This is a genomic window from Ruoffia sp. FAM 20857 (assembly GCF_045528645.1).
GTDB lineage: Bacteria > Bacillota > Bacilli > Lactobacillales > Aerococcaceae > Ruoffia > Ruoffia halotolerans.
Map to the genome: position 1 here is coordinate 14,279 of NZ_JBGQRB010000028.1, position 15,443 is coordinate 29,721.

The 15,443-nt window shown below is 33.0% G+C and carries 18 protein-coding genes; 15 read left to right on the forward strand and 3 right to left on the reverse strand.

Annotated elements, in window-relative coordinates; all coding sequences use genetic code 11:
- The first annotated feature begins 133 nt into the window (after positions 1-133).
- The 3 genes from ACEN4N_RS07520 to ACEN4N_RS07530 all read left to right on the forward strand — a co-directional run bounded on the left by ACEN4N_RS07520 (position 134) and on the right by ACEN4N_RS07530 (position 3,304).
- A complete protein-coding gene (locus ACEN4N_RS07520; RefSeq protein ID WP_407089842.1) occupies positions 134-1,837 on the forward strand; it encodes a dipeptide ABC transporter ATP-binding protein in 1,704 nt (567 codons plus the stop codon).
- 113 nt (positions 1,838-1,950) lie between these two features.
- On the forward strand, positions 1,951-2,502 hold the full coding sequence (locus ACEN4N_RS07525; RefSeq protein WP_407089841.1) for a DUF7010 family protein: 552 nt from the start codon (positions 1,951-1,953) through the stop codon (positions 2,500-2,502).
- A 109-nt stretch (positions 2,503-2,611) separates the two neighbouring features.
- Positions 2,612-3,304: a DNA alkylation repair protein gene (locus tag ACEN4N_RS07530; protein ID WP_407089840.1), complete on the forward strand. Its 693-nt coding sequence runs from the start codon at positions 2,612-2,614 to the stop codon at positions 3,302-3,304.
- Positions 3,305-3,344: 40 nt separating this feature from the next.
- On the opposite strand, the gene ACEN4N_RS07535 is transcribed toward ACEN4N_RS07530, so the two are convergent.
- On the reverse strand, positions 3,345-4,091 hold the full coding sequence (locus ACEN4N_RS07535; RefSeq protein WP_407089838.1) for an NAD-dependent epimerase/dehydratase family protein: 747 nt from the start codon (positions 4,089-4,091) through the stop codon (positions 3,345-3,347).
- Positions 4,092-4,330: 239 nt separating this feature from the next.
- On the opposite strand from ACEN4N_RS07535, the gene ACEN4N_RS07540 reads away from it, so the two are divergent.
- A complete protein-coding gene (locus ACEN4N_RS07540; RefSeq protein ID WP_407089836.1) occupies positions 4,331-5,143 on the forward strand; it encodes an APH(3') family aminoglycoside O-phosphotransferase in 813 nt (270 codons plus the stop codon).
- Positions 5,144-5,246: 103 nt separating this feature from the next.
- Here ACEN4N_RS07540 and ACEN4N_RS07545 read toward each other — a convergent pair whose 3' ends face one another.
- Both ACEN4N_RS07545 and ACEN4N_RS07550 read right to left on the reverse strand, forming a co-directional pair.
- Positions 5,247-5,960 (reverse strand): LytTR family DNA-binding domain-containing protein, encoded by a 714-nt coding sequence (locus ACEN4N_RS07545; RefSeq protein ID WP_197104110.1) that lies wholly within the window; start codon positions 5,958-5,960, stop codon positions 5,247-5,249.
- Entirely contained in the window at positions 5,953-7,059 is a 1,107-nt protein-coding gene (locus ACEN4N_RS07550) for a GHKL domain-containing protein (protein ID WP_407093969.1), read from the reverse strand. Before ACEN4N_RS07550 ends, ACEN4N_RS07545 begins: the two co-directional genes overlap by 8 nt.
- A gap of 483 nt (positions 7,060-7,542) precedes the next feature.
- Here ACEN4N_RS07550 and ACEN4N_RS07555 point away from each other — a divergent pair, with 483 nt between their 5' ends.
- The 11 genes from ACEN4N_RS07555 to ACEN4N_RS07605 all read left to right on the forward strand — a co-directional run bounded on the left by ACEN4N_RS07555 (position 7,543) and on the right by ACEN4N_RS07605 (position 15,261).
- Entirely contained in the window at positions 7,543-8,160 is a 618-nt protein-coding gene (locus ACEN4N_RS07555; protein WP_407089835.1) for an accessory gene regulator B family protein, read from the forward strand.
- A 35-nt stretch (positions 8,161-8,195) separates the two neighbouring features.
- Positions 8,196-8,528, forward strand: a complete 333-nt coding sequence (locus tag ACEN4N_RS07560; RefSeq protein WP_197105329.1) for a hypothetical protein — start codon at positions 8,196-8,198, stop codon at positions 8,526-8,528.
- Positions 8,529-8,542: 14 nt separating this feature from the next.
- Positions 8,543-9,100 carry a hypothetical protein gene (locus tag ACEN4N_RS07565; protein WP_197105330.1) on the forward strand — a complete coding sequence of 186 codons (558 nt, stop codon included), beginning with the start codon at positions 8,543-8,545 and terminating at the stop codon, positions 9,098-9,100.
- 321 nt (positions 9,101-9,421) lie between these two features.
- On the forward strand, positions 9,422-9,805 hold the full coding sequence (locus tag ACEN4N_RS07570) for an accessory gene regulator B family protein (RefSeq protein WP_197105331.1): 384 nt from the start codon (positions 9,422-9,424) through the stop codon (positions 9,803-9,805).
- Between the two features lie 223 nt (positions 9,806-10,028).
- Positions 10,029-10,616, forward strand: coding sequence for a hypothetical protein (locus tag ACEN4N_RS07575; RefSeq protein WP_197105332.1), 588 nt, complete (start codon positions 10,029-10,031; stop codon positions 10,614-10,616).
- 47 nt (positions 10,617-10,663) lie between these two features.
- Entirely contained in the window at positions 10,664-11,269 is a 606-nt protein-coding gene (locus ACEN4N_RS07580) for a hypothetical protein (protein WP_197105333.1), read from the forward strand.
- A 75-nt stretch (positions 11,270-11,344) separates the two neighbouring features.
- A complete protein-coding gene (locus tag ACEN4N_RS07585) occupies positions 11,345-11,851 on the forward strand; it encodes a hypothetical protein (RefSeq protein ID WP_407089834.1) in 507 nt (168 codons plus the stop codon).
- An 83-nt stretch (positions 11,852-11,934) separates the two neighbouring features.
- A complete protein-coding gene (locus tag ACEN4N_RS07590; protein WP_407089833.1) occupies positions 11,935-12,957 on the forward strand; it encodes a hypothetical protein in 1,023 nt (340 codons plus the stop codon).
- A gap of 179 nt (positions 12,958-13,136) precedes the next feature.
- A complete protein-coding gene (locus ACEN4N_RS07595) occupies positions 13,137-13,781 on the forward strand; it encodes a hypothetical protein (RefSeq protein ID WP_407089832.1) in 645 nt (214 codons plus the stop codon).
- Positions 13,778-14,635: a hypothetical protein gene (locus ACEN4N_RS07600; RefSeq protein WP_407093970.1), complete on the forward strand. Its 858-nt coding sequence runs from the start codon at positions 13,778-13,780 to the stop codon at positions 14,633-14,635. The genes ACEN4N_RS07595 and ACEN4N_RS07600 overlap by 4 nt, the downstream gene beginning before the upstream one ends.
- Positions 14,623-15,261: an ATP-binding cassette domain-containing protein gene (locus ACEN4N_RS07605; protein WP_407093971.1), complete on the forward strand. Its 639-nt coding sequence runs from the start codon at positions 14,623-14,625 to the stop codon at positions 15,259-15,261. The genes ACEN4N_RS07600 and ACEN4N_RS07605 overlap by 13 nt, the downstream gene beginning before the upstream one ends.
- The last annotated feature ends 182 nt before the right edge of the window (positions 15,262-15,443 follow it).

Below are 15,443 nucleotides of genomic sequence, written 5' to 3' on the forward strand. Positions count from 1 at the left end.
TCGAAGGCTAGCATTCGGATTTTTGAATGACGGTTGTCTGATCTACTCGCCTCTTTCAGATAGTTGCTATGTTATAATAATCGCTGTGTATTAACAGATATCAACGTATATAAAGAAGTATAGGAGTGAGTAAATGTCTGATATTTTAAAGGTCAACCAATTAGGCTTAAGCTTTGAGAGCGAAGACCAACAGCAAGAAGTATTAAATAATATCTCCTTTTCAGTAGAAGAAGGTGAAATTGTTGGAATTATAGGCGAGTCAGGTAGTGGGAAAAGTATGACGGCCCGTTCAATTACCCAACTATTACCTGATAATGCCATCATTCATTCTGATAGTGAGATTGAATTCAAAGGGCACAACCTCCTTGATACTAAACCAAAAGCCTTACGTAAAATATTGGGTGAAGATATTGGAATGATTTTCCAAGATCCATTAAGTTCATTGAATCCAACAATGACTGTTGGTGATCAAGTTGTTGAAGTGATTCGATTACATCAACGTATGAGTAAGAAACAAGCTAAGGCAAGAACAGTTGAATTGATGACGTCAATTGGAATTAAAGACGCTGATGTGAGGTTTAGTCATTATCCGCATGAGTTCTCTGGGGGAATGCGTCAAAGAATTATGATTGCCATTGCCTTAGCTGCTAATCCAAGTTTACTTATTGCAGATGAGCCAACGACAGCATTAGATGTTACGATTCAAGCTCAAATTCTATCCCTTATAAAGCAATTACAAACAGATTTAAACTTATCTGTCTTACTAATTACTCACGACTTTGGTGTGGTTGCTCAAATTTGTACACGAGTCATCGTCATGCAAGAAGGTAAAATTGTTGAACAAGGACCGATTGATGAGATATTTGCTAACCCTCAACATCCTTATACAAGATTACTACTTGAAGCTGTACCTAGAATTGAAGAAGAGAAAATCACTCAAGAAAAAGCGCAAGTTCAACCGCTAATCTCAGTAGAGCAACTAGAGCAAGTCTTCGATATTGGCAAAGGGAAGCAGCTTAAAGCAGTTAATCAGGTTAATATAGATATTTATAAAGGGGAAACCTTAGGACTTGTAGGTGAATCTGGTTCGGGGAAATCTACTTTAGGTCGCGCTATCCTTCAATTGTATAAACCAACGAGCGGACGTATTATATTCCAAGGCTTTGATTTGCATCAACTGACTAAATCAGAGATGTTAAAAGTCCGAAAAGATATGCAGATTATCTTCCAAGATCCTTATGCTTCATTAAATCCTCGTATGAAAATTGAAGATATTATCGGAGAGGCACTCGACACGCATCAATTAGTGAAGAATGCGAAAGAACGTCGGGCGCGAGTTGAAGAATTGCTAGGTTTAGTTGAATTAGACCCAAGTTTTGCTTCACGTTTCCCCCATGAGTTCTCTGGGGGACAACGTCAACGTATAGGAATTGCACGTGCGTTAGCTGTGGAACCTGACTTTATTGTTGCGGATGAGCCTTTATCTGCCTTGGATGTTTCGATTCAAAAGCAAATTATTGAACTCTTAAAGAAACTGCAAGACAGACTAGGATTAACGTATCTATTCATTGCTCATGATTTGGCAGTCGTGAAACAAATTAGTGACCGAGTAGCAGTCATGCAACAAGGACAAATTGTAGAAGTAGCAGAAACGAACGAATTATACGCGAATCCACTACACCCCTATACACAACAATTACTTCAAGCTGTTCCAAGGTTAGATGCACAGATGAAGTCGAAGGTGGTAGACTCTAATCCGCTAAAAGCGTGGCAACCAAATAAAGAAGTTGTAGCATTAAAAGAAGTTACTTCCGGACACTATGTAGCTAACTATTAACATATGGCATCCTTACTTATGAAGTAGGGATGTTTTTTATTAGGTGAATTAAACGCAATCAGGTAGGATTAAGTCATAGAGACGTTGTTTAAAGTTAAAAAGGAGCTAAAGTTATGATTGAATTGTTGGAAGAGCTTGCTAGAGTAAATTACTCAGGTGCCCCTTTTCTGGTTGCTTACGGTATAACATGGTTAATATGCGGAGTATTATGGCAAAAAATCAAATTAAACTATGCAGCCATTGCCACTCTGTTTCAGGGAATGGTTGCTTTACCAATCGCTTTACTCATTTTATATATTGTTGGTGCGTTTACCTTACGGCCGGATACGGGCATTTTAAATTCATTAAGTATTATCATTGCGATGAGTCAATTGTTAGCAATACCATTGTTGATTGCTATGTTCCAAAGAGAGCACTATACTATCATTCCTTTTATATTTAGCATCGTAGGTGCGGTTCATTTTCTAATGTATGCTTGGCTGTATCAAGAAGTTGCTTATATTATTATGCCGATTGTTCTATCAGTATTATTGGGCGTTATTTATGGTAAAAGTAAAGACAATCAATTAATAATATCCGCTAAAAGTGCTGGGCTAGCTTGTTATGCAACCGGGGGGCTCTTATTGATGAATGCATTATACTTACTATCAGGATACATCATTTAACTTGAGGAAGAGCAAGAAAGTGATGAGATGTGGATTTAAAAGAAAGTTCAAATCCATCCTCCAAGATTGAGAATATATCAAAAATTTGTTGAAAGGAGTAGGAATCACAATGGATACTGAACAATTAATCACAGAGATGAAAGGCCACCGAACAGACGATGCCCAAGCAATGTCAGCGTACTTAAGAAATCAGTTTCCTTTTTTAGGTCTTAAAAGCGTGGCACGTCGAAATATTACAAAGCCGTATTTTAAAGAAGCTAAACAAGAAGCACGAGCACAGTCTAAAGTGAATCCAGATACACCTATTATCGATTGGAACTTCGTCCAAGAATGTTGGCAACAGGAGGAACGTGAATTCCAATATGTTGCCACTGACTATTTAAATGATATGCAAACGTATTTGAAAAAAGACGATATCAATCATTTGAAAAAACTTATTACAACAAAGTCCTGGTGGGATTCTGTGGATGCTTTAGTGAAAAGAGTGGGCTATCTTCAAACACAGTATCCAGAGTTAAAAGAAACAATCATTGAATGGAGTGTATCAGATGATTTATGGTTGCGACGCGTAGCGATTATTCATCAATTAAGTATGAAGGAAGCAACCGATACTCAATTACTGACTCGAACGATTATGAATAATTTAGGAAGCAACGAATTCTTTATTAATAAAGCCATTGGTTGGGCATTACGTGATTATGCGCGAATAAATGAAGAATGGGTCAAGAATTTTCTTAGGCAGTATCAGACTGAACTAGCTCCTTTATCAATTCGAGAAGCATCAAAACATATAAATATGTAGACAACAAAAGACGTAGATTTTCATCTACGTCTTTTGTTGATTAAAAAATATTCTTCTTCTCGAACGCATTATCTTGAGGGTTGTAACCTAAATTGACTCTTGCTTCTTCATTGGATAGACGAGTGAACGTATTATTAGAGACACCATTAACAATTAAGAAGGGTTCTTTTAATTCTGCTTCGATACAGCCATCTATAAGACGATTCATATCCTCTTTAGATAAGTACATCGCCATGCCGTACTCATCAACTTCTTCGTCTAATTCATCGTCGCTCACTTTATAATCTGCGATCCGAATCGCAATAGATTCAATGCCATTTGAATAAGCATGGTAAGCAGCTAAACCTTCTAAGTATGCTTTAGATACGCCGTATAAGTTAGCAGGATGGATTGGATCCGTGGTCTTGACTTCAACACCGTCTGGATAACCATCAACGATATGGATAGAACTAGCGACAATGATGCGCTTCAAGTCTTTCGCTTTAGTCGCTTCATTATATAAGTTATGTGGGATTTTGTAGTTTAAATCTAATAAACTGTCATAAAAATCAGCATCTTGGTCAGCTTCTCCAGCTAATTGAATGACATATTCGATGCCATCTAGTAAGCCGTTCCAATTGTCAGGATCAAGTAAATCGCGTTTAACAATGGTTGCTTTAGCTTGAATATCGTCAGGAAGGTCAGAAAAATCACGTCCGACTAAAGTAAGCGCGTGTTTAGTAATAAGATGCTTTGCTAATTCGACACCAATGGTACCTGTTGCTCCAGTTATGAGTATCTTTGCCATAGTATTGTCTCCTTTTATCATATTGTTCCTTAAGATTACGTTTATAGTGCAAAAAATACAATTAAAAACACTTGCGAAGGAAAGAATAATGAACAATTTTTTTATAAAAGAGTAATGAAAGATTCGAATCCATTTGCAAAATGACTTTCATGGTGTAAAATCAAGAGTAATACAAAATGATATCGCTTTCCTATTACATGTATATAATAGAGTATTGAATAGAATTGAGGAGTGATGAGATGAATCTTGTAATACCCAAAGAAATCCGAAAATATATTGATAACCAGAATTTTCAAATTGATTTGATAGGTAAATCGAAGGCAAAGAAAATGATTTTAGATGATTGCGTTCTTAAGATAGAATCATCTTCTGGTGAAGTTAAAAATGAAGTGCTGATGCTTAGCTGGTGGCATGAAAAACTCCTACCAGTTCCTGAAATTTATGAAAATATGGAATTGAACGGTACGCACTATATACTAATGGAGAAGTTACGTGGAGATCCTTCCTATGAAGTGATTGTCAGACGCACGACAGAAGATCTAATTGAATTATTGGCTAATAGCTTAAAGCAACTTTGGAAAGTGGATGTAACCGACTGTCCAAGTGTCCAAACATTAGATGTTAAGTTAAAGCTAGCCAAAGAACGGGTGGAGAATAACTTAGTCGATGTTGACGATGCGGAGGAGGGGACCTTTGGTGGTGAAGGGTTTGAGGATCCAGCTGCCTTATGGCAATGGTTGAACGACCATCGCCCCCAAGAAGATCAACTCGTTTTATCGCACGGTGATTTTAGTCTACCTAATCTCATCGCAAGTGGGGTATATCTGACCGGGTTCATTGATCTAGGGCGAAGTGGCGTCTCCGATATTTATCAGGATATTGCGATCTGTTATCGCAGTTTGTTGAATAATCTAAAAGGAAAATTCGGTGTATTACGCGAATTTACTGAACAAGAGATTGAAAACTATGGCAACTTACTATTCGAGAAGTTGGAATTAGAACCTGACTGGGATAAGTTACGTTATTATATCTTATTGGATGAGTTGTTTTAGTTGATGATGAGAGAATTCTTAAGCCCTAGAGATTAGGCTTGAGGGGTCTTTTTGCTATCGACAACACAAAAAAGAACTAGCCACTTCTTCAGTTAATCTGTAGCTAGAACAATTCCAGCAGAACGTGTTCAACTCTTGCACGCTCCTTAGGCTTCACAGAGATTAATTGTTTGTTCTCCATAACTAAATCTGAACCATCTATTCGAACAACATGATTAACATTCACTATGTATGACCGATGGCAATGAACGAATTGTGGATATTCTTCCAATCTTTGATTAAGTTGCGACATATTTTCATAGAACCAATCATTATGATGCTGGGAAACGATGACTTTCTTTCTACCATGACTTTCAAAATATAGAATATTATCTAAGAGAATCGACTTATCTATTCCATTTTGGCTGTAGTTGAAGAAAGGAGATTGTGTTTCGAGTAATTGGTAACTTCTACCCAATGTTTCGAATAATTGAGTGCGTTTGATGGGCTTAGGAATAAAGCCAGAAGGCTTAACTTGAAATAAGTTGCGCTCATAACCATTCGTTCCTGTTACAAAGATAATCTCACTGGCATAATCTTTTAAATCATGACGGATATACTTAGCTACTTCAAGTCCATTCATTATAGGCATCTCAATATCTAATAAGATAATTCGCTTCATAGGCTCTTCTTTTTGAAGGTATGTGATTAACTGTTCACCTGACTGGTAACTTTTAACCCAAAAAGAAGTTTTGTGCTGTAGAGTATATTCCTGAATGAGCTGACTCAATTGTTTAGTAATGATTTCTTGATCATCACATATCAGAATTTCAATCATCTTTTACCTCCTTATCAACGTTTTCACTGGGCGTTTCATTCAATATGATTGAGACGGTAAAGGTTTCTTGGGTATGGTCAATTTTTAGTAACCCTTGGTATTTTTCAACAATTCGTTGCACACTCTTCAAACCAAAGCCGTGAATGGACGTGTCATCTTTACGTGACAGAATCTGTTGGCCTTGCTTGTTGACGATACCATCAAAGGTGTTAGCAATTCTTACTTTGAGTCGATTCCCTTCAAACAATATTTTTAGTTTAATTATCCGATTAGCTTCCACTGTCAAACACCCTTCAATCGCATTATCTAACAAATTCCCTAATAATACAGCGAGATCAATAGAATCAATATAAATATCCTTAGGAACGACGATATCCGTTATTACTTCAATCTCATTATCTGAAACAGAATGTAACTTCGAATTGATTATACCATCGATAGCAATATGACCTGTTTCGATAACTGGTTTCTGTAAATTATCAGGAACAATATCAATTAAGATACTCTCAAGCTCCGAGTTTGGATATTGACGAATGAAGCCATACAGTGGTGTCAAACGATTCTTAATATCATGACGAAATTGTCTCCATTCCTCGTTATGAGATTCTAATAATCTTAAGTGACTGGCGTATTCAAGCTGTTCTTGCTTGAAGTTTTGTTGTTCTGATAATAAGTCAAAACTCTTAGCCAAAGCATCATAAAGCTCGAATAAGATGATGTTAATAAGGAGGAAGAATAGAGCTAGCGACATCAAAATAGTTCCAGACAAATTAATCCATAAGAAAAGTAAAAAAATGATAATAGTAATCAATGGAATAATAAATTGGATGGTGTATAAAAAAATATTTTTATTCTTATGTAGCGCGCGATATTTACGGCGGTGTAAATATTTGATAAATAGAAACTCAACTAAGTAGGTAAAGACGACTGACATGATTGATTGGTAACTCGATGTATCTTGAAAATCTATTGTATATATATTTAATAAGGTAACAACAATAAGTTCAATGATAATAAAAAGAGCTAACAAGATGATACTCTCGCTAATCTGTTTAAAAATCTCACTAATATAGAGTCTTGAAATTAATATTATGCACATAATATTGATTGAGACGGTTAATAGAGGAGTTTCAAAAAAAAGATAGACACTACTAATTAATAAATAACTAATAAAACAAACAAATAAATTTTTCCCTAAAGACTCAGAGTTAGACCCAAATCTCACTTGGAAATAGGACCAAAGATTATAAACATAAATCGGAGTAATCAATAAATAAAAAATATCAAATGTAGTCAAATTGAGCCTCCCGAATGAAATGTCCTAATGATTCTATAATATTATACTAACATTTATACATGTTTTTTTGAATATATTAGATTAATTTATTCTCGTTACATATTAAGGGAGTTTCGTTACATTCTGGGAAATTATACAAATAAGTGTTATATGATGGTTATAGTAAATGAAAAAGGAGGGAGTAATTGAAAAAATACTTAAAATATTGCTTAAGGTTTTGTTACATCGGAATAATGTTTATTGTGAAGTTCAATGTCACTGAGAATTTGAGCTCTATAATTATTTATGAGCCAAAACGAAGCAAAAACATTGAGGAGTATTTTTCAAATAAAGATGGTTACTAAATTATCACAACAATTAGGTCGTTCAATGTCATTATCTGATGTAGAGGTTGAATGTGTTTCCCTTGGTATTTCAATAATTATTTTTCAATTGCTAGGATTCATTCTTGCTGCGATAATCGGGCTATTTTTTAACGTAATTGAAGAATTGTTTATTGTTATTTTTATGTATATCCCTTTAAGAATGTGTGTGGGTGGTTTTCATGCAAGTAAACCAGAATATTGTATGTTGTATTCGGGTATTATGTTTTGTTTGCAAGCTATCGGAATAAAATATGTATCCTGGGATAATGAATTTGTGAGGCATTTAATATTTTTTTCGCTAGTTTTAATTATACGCCTAGTAGTCGATTCTAAGTCAATTATTTACCGTTGGGTGAAATTAGTATTTGTAGCACAAACTAAATATGCTATAAGTGTACTAAACTTAATGTGTATAGCTTATGGGCTAACATTTGCTTTAGGGTACTATAACTTGATGAAGTATATATTTATTGGGTTGCTAACAAATGGAAGTTTGATCTTTATTGAACTGGTACGAAAGAATTTTATAGTTGGTTAATTTAGACAGATTATTTATTAAGGAAAGTATGATGTATGAAAAAATATAAAATTTTATTAACAGGATTATTAATTGCTACTTTTGTATTACCAACTTCTGTTGCTAAAGCATTTGAAAATAATAATGAAATTAATATTTCTAGTAATATAATTGAACCACTCGATGTAAGAAGGATGTGGATTGAAATGCATCCTGTTTCTGGAAATGGTCCAGCAACTTTTTATTATCATAATGGATATTGGCATGGTTACTTGCAAAAAGTTGGTTTTACTCCTCGACCAAACTCAATGTCGTATTATAGTGGCTATGTATATCCTGTAGATTCAGCAATACCTATTCCGTCTAAAGCTCCCGTTGAGGCAAAATAGAAAGGATAATTAAAATGAAAAAAATATTAAAGTATATAATCTTATTAGTATCACTAGTATCTATTAGTTCAATTTCTGTTTCTGCCAACGATAATCAAAGTTATGTAAGCGAGAATGAAGAGAGTCCTATTAGCCATATCGTATTTAACTCGAATAGCGTTCGACTAACTATCAATAATGAGGCACCTGAAGCAAGAGAAGTCATGCTCCTATTAGCAAATCACACAGACAATTCCGCCTTGAATCAACTTGATCCCAACTCAGAAGCCGATGATATCCAAGCTCTGCAAGAGGAGTTAGGAATTAGTTTCAATGCCATTGAAAATCAACTGGATTTAGAAAATAATCCGACTGTCTTCAATGTGATTCAACAAATTCAAGATGCATCATCTGGAATTTACTCGTCCATTGATCCGATGAGCAATGTTGTTTTCACCATTACTAACCCTGAGATAGTGGAGTCGGATGAGAGTATTCGCATTAAGTTGTTTAGTAATGACCTAATCGAATTTACACGTTCAGATGATAACACCATTGAATATAATTCTTATGACTTTGTGTTAGAGGGATAATTAAATTGTCGTAACCTTAAAAAGTTAGAGTTTTTATTCTAACTTTTTAAGGTCGTCGATTGTAAAATTAAGCTAGAAAGATTAAATAAACCATTCATGGTACACTCAAATCAAATTTTCAACCACGAAAATTAGAGGAGTAACCACAAATGACTTACATGAATCTTACTATGAAAGAACTTGTCTTGAATCATTGTATTAAGTTATGTTTCTTGTGATTATGTTTATTGCAAAATTAAATATAATAGGAAATTTAAGTATGTATTTCATTTTTCAACCGATAAAAAGTAAAAAATGTAAAAGAATATTTTTCAAGTCAAGATGATTAACAGGATTTCACGAGTAATAAGTAAATCTATATCACGTACTGAGATAGAAGAATGTATTAACTTTGGTCTCTCAATTATTGTTCACCAATTATTAGGTTTTATTATTGCAGTTTTTGTTGGGGTGTTATTCGGTACGGTAAGCGAGTTGGTTATAGTAATTTTTCTTTATATTCCATTGAGAGTTTGTGGTGGAGACTATCATGCTAGTACCCTTGAACAAAGTTTATTGTTTTCGGAAATTATGTTTGTACTAATCTCATTATGTTTAAAACATATGGTGTGGGATAGTACTCTGCTTATACAATTAGTTTTTATTTTACTGTATATTATCGATGTTTTGATAAAAGTGCCTAATTCAGTGAGAAATCGTTTTTAAAATTTAAAATTTACTACTCAATCTAAATATGTCAAAAATATTTTAATCGCAATGCTGATGGCTTATATACTTTCTTTTTTGATGAATTATGAAAGTCTTATGCAATACATTTTCCTAAGTTTTTTAAGCGAAAACTATTTTGATATTGACTGATATCACGCAAAAAGAATAAGAATGAAAAAGTAGTTGGAGAAACTGATAATTAAAACGAGGAGGAATTCTAGTGAAAAAAATATTATTAATTATAGCTATATTGTTGTCAGTTGCTTCGCCAATTTTAGCAAGTGCAGAAAATGATTATTCTGCATATTTGGTAAATGAACATGGCGAGAGTTATGGAGTCTTGACAAATGAAATAGGGACGTTTTCAAGTCCCAGTGGAGATGAAATTAGTCAAAAGACAATTATAGATATAAGTTCGGAAAATCTGGTTCCTTTGAATAGTAACTATCGATATAGTTGGGACTCATCTGGAAGTGTTAGAGCAGAGTTAACTGTGAATTTTGGGTATACGTATTATAATGGTCTAACACATGTTAAGGTGAATAGTGTAAGTGGAGGCTGGTCATCTTATAATAGTACAGTTCAAGTGTCTAATTCATACTTAGTAGTTGGGTCATCCGGAGTCACTAGTGCTGGCGGGCATATTGACCAGTCTAGAGTATATTATCCTGGAAGTAGTTTTACATACTATCCAAACTTTGCAACGTATATACTTCCTACCTCTTACGGTGAAATCGGAGCTAATCTCAATTTAACATTAGTAAGAGGCGGCACAACTTGGACTTTATACCTACCAAATAATTACTAAATTTTAACAATAGTTACTATTTTAGATATTCAAGGGGGAAAAACAGAATGAAAAATAAATTATTATTATCATGTCTTATTACCTTATATTTGTTCTTTATAAGTTCTATTCAAGTTTCAGCGGATGGAGTAGGTCAACTTGTTGAGTTAACAGATGATCAACAAGAGATATTGTCATTGCTTCATTTGAGACAAACTAACTTCTATTCAATCGATTATGAAAACGAAAATTCATCTTACATTATTCGCTGGGAAAAATTACAAGAAGACGGAAGTTGGCAAGCCATGGAATTAGTCAATGAAGTATACGACGGTGGTAAGCTCCTATTATCAGCCAATCTAGAAGATTTTATTCGTGTAGGTATTCTAACAGAAGATGGCGAGTTGAATACCTATGAATTCCTTTCATCAAGTTTACCTAATCGTATTGAAAGAGACAATAGAATGGAAGCTCTATTAGGAAATTGGGAAGACGATATCGAGATAACAGCTAATAAAAGGGAGCCTTTGGCATTCTTTATTCTAAGAGATTCTGACCATAGCTATTCTTTGAACATTGAAGAAATCTCGTCTGATTATGAAAAACCAGGATTTGAAGTGGAAGGTATTAAGGATGTATTTGCACTGACAATCGAATTTATAGATGGAGAATAATTAATTAGTCTGAGAATAGGCTATCAATAAAATGGGGTAGAATTAATGATCACGTTTAAAATTTACTTGTATTTAATGATAACAACTCTATTTTTAAATATAAATCCAGTCAAGACTGAACCAATAGAAAATCAGTTTATTAACTTAAATTATACTGTCTCATATGAAACTGCTAGCAATTTTTTCGAGGAACTAGATAAGGAAGAGCAAAGCCAACATAAAGACGGCAACTCAATGTCATTTTCATACGAAAGTGAACAACTAGTTAATATAATGGAAGAAAAATTCGAAAATATCATAGAAGATGAGTACTTGGAAAAGTTATTAATCAATGGTGATTTGACCGAGATTTATTATCTAGCTATGGAGAATACAGCTGATTATTCAGTAGAAGATATCACAGTGCTTAGCGAAGTAAATGAAAAAAATCTTACTAAGAAAAAACTGAAATTCACCTTAAAAGAGCAGCTATTTGAAAAGGACAAAGAACAAACGTGGAATTTAGAGGTGACAATCTATATCAATAAAGAAACCGGTAGGATTTCGTACTTCAACATAGAAGATAAACAGTATATTGATTAAATTATACAACTATATAGTACTGTCTTAAACGAGATTAGACTGCTATGTAGTTTTTTTCATATCATAGGACAGGGAGAAGATTTATGAATAAATTAATGAAGTTATTTACTGGTCTGTTAGGATTGATTATTATGGTGAATATTAACTTAAGTACTGTCACTGCACAAGGTGAGTATTCAGTTAGTGATGAACTTATACATGATGAATATCCTGAAGAAAGCTTTAAATATGAAATAATACAGCAAGATGTGAATGACTTTTTAGAAGGAGTAGCAGCATATCATAATCTGGAAGTGACAGATTTTGAAAATAGTTCGATACCAGAACTAACAATGGAACGATATTCATTCGAGAATGAGTCTTATATATTGAGTGTTGCTCAAGTAGAGAACAGCATTGCTTATGGATATACCAGAAGTGAAGGTTTTGTGTATTATGACGTTCAAAATGTAGTTAAAGAGAATGGACTTGAAGTGTCGACGGAGGATGATTTATCTTTTGCGACTAGAGAGGAAATTACGCAAGAAATTGACACTTTAATACATAGTTTAGGTATTGAATTAGATTATTCAATTGAGTTACAAAGTATCACAGCGAATGATATGAGTACATTATTAAAAGAATACTTTAATTTTGAAGGTGGCGATGAGGAGATTAGTCAGATTGCGACTGATTTATACATGGCTTCCGTTAAATTTTTTATAGATGACGTCCCTATTAATGATTTTACAATGGGGGATTATGAAGCAGGTATTGTTGCTGAAGATACTGTGTTTCAATTAACTTTTTCTGAAAATGGTCTAGAAAATTCAGATCTTAGGGGTTATAACAAAGTTGGTGAAAGATTAAATCAAATTAATTTGAATGCTGAAGAAATAATTTCATTAATTGAAAATAAATATGAGAATATAATTATTCTTAACGATACTAAATTATCATCCTTGGAACTAGTGTATCTGCATTTGTTAGGCTCTAAAACGAGTGAAGAATCAGACATATATATCCCTGTGTGGTTAGGAGTTATTGAACAGGAAGTAGATGGAGTGACTTATCCTACATATATATTTATTGATGCTGAAACTAAAAAGGAGTTAACATTACATTGATTAAGTATATTACTTCTGAACTAAGGAACAATATTCTAACTTCATATTTTTTGTTGATAATATTAGGTTATATTTTATTTTTGATTATACCGTTCTATCAAGAGTTACTTTTTGAGCGTACACATGAAGTAAATATAGCCTATATATGGACCGTTAGTACTAATCATACGTCGATATCATTGGCATTATCGACGATTGTAAATCTATTTGTCGCTGACTTTATTGCACGAGACATAAGACAAGGCGTTTTACAATATACCTTACCCAGGATGGGGAAAAGTAAGTACTTTTTGAGTAAAATATTTATATGTATTTCTTGTTCATTCTTAATTGTTGGACTAAGCAATGCGATAGTAATATATCTTTTATCTTTGAACTTTCCTTTGATTACAAATCCTATTGAAAGTAATTCTAACATTCTATATGGACTATCCAATGGTTTCTTAATAAGAGAACACTCGGCTATATGGTTTTATGGATGGTTAATATTTAAACAATCAGCTGAGATGACCTGCATGTCTTTAATCAGTTTAGTTGTTAGTTTTTTTAGCCAGAACAAACTTGTTCTATTTACTGTCCCCTTAACATCAAATGTTGTGATTATCTTTTTAGATAAAGTAAAAATATTGCCATTTCTATTAGATCCTCGCAAAGTTTTTTCAATGTATAATTCTCTAGGTTTGTACTTTGGAGAAGGGGATATTGAAAATAATATTGGGATATCAACAATCTATCCTATTTTATATCTAATAACAGTAGTAGTTATTATTTTTCTACTCATTATCTTTTTATATAAAAAGAAGTTTGAAGGAGGATATCGATGAGGCAAATCTTTCAAATGATCTGGATTCATCTCGTTACAAATTATACTCAAAAAAGAGTTCTATTTGCTTTAATACTGCAATGGTTATATATGTATTCAATTTTAAATCCAATTCTTGCTTTTGCTGATGAATTTAATTTAGATTTACACATATCTCTTTATCCTTTTTTACACACAGATCCAATTTTTATAATTGTCATAACACTATCTTTTTTGCTTATACTATCGAATATTCCTATGAATAATGAGATGCAGTCCTATCTGATTCACAGAACTTCTACGAGTAAATGGATTACATCACAAATATTGTATATAATCTTTAGTATTTTTATATATATAATAAATATTATGCTTAGTTATATTATTATTTCGCTTTCATATATTACTTTTCATTCTAATGACTGGGGAAAGTTGATAGGATCACTTAATTATTATCCAGATATTATTAATCAATACGAAATTGCTATAAATATTCCTTCGACATTAATGGTTAATTACACACCCCTGCAACTTTTTATAATGACTGTAATAATGATGATTTTAATATTCTTCTTTTCAGGATTAATGTTGATGCTATTCAATATAATTAGACCAGGACTTGGACTGGTATTATACTCTGTATTCATATTCTTATATCTGGCAATCAGACACTTTAATAAATTTTATGGCTTTTATATTTCTGTCTTTTCTTGGATTTCTTTGTCAAATATTTCGACATCTCAACTTGACGGATACCCTACACTGAGCTTTGCCATAACAATTTTAGTTGTAGGAATAATAATAATGATTACTGCAATTTATTATATTGCTTATAACGACAAATTAAGGAGAAAACTAATTTTATGGAACAACTAATAGTTAAGAATGTGAGTCAGAAATTTAAAGATAAAGAGTTATTTTCAGATGTTAATTTAGAACTTTCCTCCGGACATATATATGGGTTAGTTGGGGATAATGGTAGCGGAAAAACAATTTTAATGAAATCGATTCTAGGTCTTATACCATTAAATACCGGTGAAATATGGATGGATTCCGATAGAATTGGAAAAGACATTGAATTCTCTTTAAACACTGGTTTTTTAATCGAGATACCTTCTTTTATTCTTGATTATAACCAATATCAGAATTTAAAATTACTTGCAGATATAAATGGGAAGATTGAAAAACAAGGTATTCTTAATGCGATAGAATCTGTTGGCTTAGATCCAAATAATAAAGAGAAAGTTAGAAACTTTTCTTTAGGAATGAAGCAGAGGCTAGGTGTGGCACAAGCAATTATGGAAAATCCAGAATTACTGATTTTAGATGAGCCAATGAATAGTCTTGATAAAAGCGGCGTTATTTTAATTAGGGAACTTATTATGAGTTTAAAGCAAGAAGGTAGAATAATTTTAATAACATCACATAATTCAGAAGATATTGATTACTTATGTGATTATGTCTTTGAAATAAAAGAGGGAAGTATTCAACAATCATTTTAATCTACAATTATATTACGAGGATAAAGGATTCCATTTTGTATTGTATATAATCATTTGACTACTGCCACACATTTGTACCACTGATGCCAACTTTCTTACCACTGTTTGCCAAAGAATGTACCACCTTTTGCCAGCTTAATGTACCACTAAAGAAATATCCCATAACCACTGTGATTTAAGTT